The organism is Marinobacter sp., assembly GCF_035268745.1.
In the GTDB taxonomy this organism is placed as follows: Bacteria; Pseudomonadota; Gammaproteobacteria; order Pseudomonadales; family Oleiphilaceae; genus Marinobacter.
Genome location: NZ_DATFKH010000024.1, coordinates 1 through 2,394 on the forward strand (window position 1 = coordinate 1; position 2,394 = coordinate 2,394).

Here is a 2,394-nt window from a genome sequence, read left to right on the forward strand (position 1 = left end):
GGCAAGGCCCGAGAGGGCATCGAGCGGGCCCACCCCGCCGGTGGAAAGCTGGAGCAGAATGACCGACAGGAAGAGGGCCGCGAAGGAAATCATCAGGCGCATGGTGGGGCCAGAATGGCAGGATGCGGGGGGCGGGACCACCTGTTTTCGACATGGCGGTGTCGGTTTCGGGCTCAGACGGGCGAATCACGGTTAACGCCCGGAAATCCGGGGGTTTTTATGGGCTGTATCGCGTCGGTATCGCGTCGGTATTCCGTCGGTGCGGATTTCGGGGGATGGTGGGGTTAACGGGGCGTGCGGTGGGGGGCGCGCGCGCCCGGTCTGCCGGGCGATTTGGTAAAGATGAGTGGCCGCTATGGCGCAGAAAGCGGACTTTGCAAAGTTAACGCCGTTTCCCGACAGCGGACCTTCGTGCAGACTGCGGCAAGCGACAGCTTGGAGCCCTGTCTGCCGGATACCACATGATGCACGGCTCTCAGCGATGGGACGCGCGCCAAAAACCTCTAGGTACCGATCAAGTTTTGAACAGGGTTTATAGCAACGGAAAGTTTGGCAAGATGGGTCTGTTCCAAATACGAGGGTTTTTGAAACACCATCTGGATAAAACTGGTGCCAGACAAGACATAGATAGGGTACCTTTTAATTTGCTTAATCCAGCGTTTGCAAAACCTCTTGTGCACGGTCTGGCGTCAAGGCACCGTTGATGTCAGGATTTGCCAATTCAAACAAGATGTCGTTCAGCAGTTCTTCATGCGGTTCTTCCCGCCCGATGTCGTCGCGTGCCTCAATCGCTTCGGCCCATGCTGTCAGCGTATCTGTGGAAAGCCTGCCTTCGCTCCAGGCGAGAACCACATGATGCACTGCCTGTCTTGACAGGATAACGAGCTCTTCCTCGTGATCCCATCCAAAAGGTGCAAGGGCAGTTTCGATCTCTTCAAGCGGAGCCGACAGTGTACAAAGTGCCTCTAGCAACGCCAGATGCTCTTCGGGACTGTTGTGCGTCTGTCCGGTTTCAGAACTTGGGCTTGACATGAATAACCTTCCCTGCGGGATCTACGGTAGTCTTGATATAATCCGTTGTTTTGCCCAATGCGTCCACCGTTTTACGGTAGGTTGCGCTTGATCCGGGCACGCGCCCCGGCACCTTGGACGAGAATACCTTGCCCCCGTTTGGCGCGTTGGTGATTTGTGTAGGCTCTGCGCCTGTGGGCAATTTTTTTTCATAGCGTTTAAGGTTCTTTAGCTGCGCATCGTTCAGGCTTTCGCGTCCCGCCTTCGGTTTGCAGTTTTTTGTGCATTTGGGTTTGTCTTTTGAAAACTTGGACTTGTCCGCGTTGCGTGCGGCCCGCGAAGACTTCTGGGCAGCCTCGCGACGTGCGGCTTGTGATTGCAATTTCTTGAGCTTGCGCGCATTCCGATAGGCTTTGATACCGCGATATGCCTTTGGTGCAGCCGATATCGCAAGACGCCCCAGTCCAATGATGCCTGCGACGATCGGTGCTGGCATTGGTCAGGTCCATTGGCCATGGCGCATAGGCGCGAGCGGGATCATTTCCTTCACATTGTTCCTGACGCGCTCTCGAGCGCTTCGACAACCGTGTCCAATCGCCCTTCGGGATATGCACCAGGTTCGGTGATGTAGCTGTAGATTTCCGGAGTTTGATAAAACTCTGGTTGCGGTCCAAAAGACAGGCAGGCAACCTTTACGATACCTGTCTCGCTCTCGATACCTAGCCAGTTTGCGATCTGATGGCAGTCGGCGACGTGGTCAACCAATTCAATCGGTGTGAAATCCTCTGTTGCCTCAGGCAGATTGTCACGCAGGTATGACGCCGCGCTTTCATAAAAGCGTTGTGTCTCTATCTGGTCGAAGGCAGCAAATTGCCCTGCTGATAGCGTAATCATGTCAAATCATTCTACAATAATTCAGCATTCCTCAAGGGGTTGCTTTCGCGTTCACGTTGCCACTGACCGGTTGCCAGATCAACGGTCCTTTTACCGTTATATCTTTGTTCAGTTATTTAACACGCGGTCCGAATTGATGCTAAACTTTTAGCTGTCTAAATTGAAAGTTTCATCGGCAACTACTCAATGATGTTACTCATCCAAAAAACCACGGTTTTTGAACGGGTGACCGAAAGCTGCCTTTGCTTCAGTTACAGCGAACGGTCGCGGTGTGCCAGTTTGCGAGTGGCGCGGCGAAGGTTGGCTATCGCAGATTTTAGCCAAGGGCCTTGGGTCCGCTTTGGGCTGAAAACCGTCATCGAAGGTGTCCGTGCGACGCACGCCATTGCAGAGACCTCCCGCCCGGCGGCACCGCCGGGCAGCGCCTGCCTGCCCGTTTCGCCGCAGGCGAACCTCTGGTGCGACGGCAGGCGCTTCAGACGTTGCAAC

Annotated in this window: 4 protein-coding genes; 1 reads left to right on the forward strand and 3 read right to left on the reverse strand. The window is 54.8% G+C overall.

The annotated features are described in order from the left end of the window. Positions 1–648 precede the first annotated feature (648 nt). The 3 genes from VJ956_RS01330 to VJ956_RS01340 are packed head-to-tail and all read right to left on the reverse strand — an operon-like array spanning position 649 to position 1,905. Entirely contained in the window at positions 649–1,032 is a 384-nt protein-coding gene (locus VJ956_RS01330) for a hypothetical protein (protein ID WP_324080790.1), read from the reverse strand. Then, entirely contained in the window at positions 1,013–1,507 is a 495-nt protein-coding gene (locus tag VJ956_RS01335) for a hypothetical protein (protein WP_324080792.1), read from the reverse strand. Before VJ956_RS01335 ends, VJ956_RS01330 begins: the two co-directional genes overlap by 20 nt. Before the next feature lie 50 nt (positions 1,508–1,557). Continuing rightward, complete coding sequence (locus tag VJ956_RS01340; RefSeq protein ID WP_324080798.1) at positions 1,558–1,905, reverse strand: hypothetical protein; 348 nt, start codon at positions 1,903–1,905, stop codon at positions 1,558–1,560. A 186-nt stretch (positions 1,906–2,091) separates the two neighbouring features. Here VJ956_RS01340 and VJ956_RS01345 point away from each other — a divergent pair. Next, positions 2,092–2,394: hypothetical protein (locus VJ956_RS01345; protein WP_324080800.1), on the forward strand; the 303-nt coding region annotated here is incomplete at its 3' end.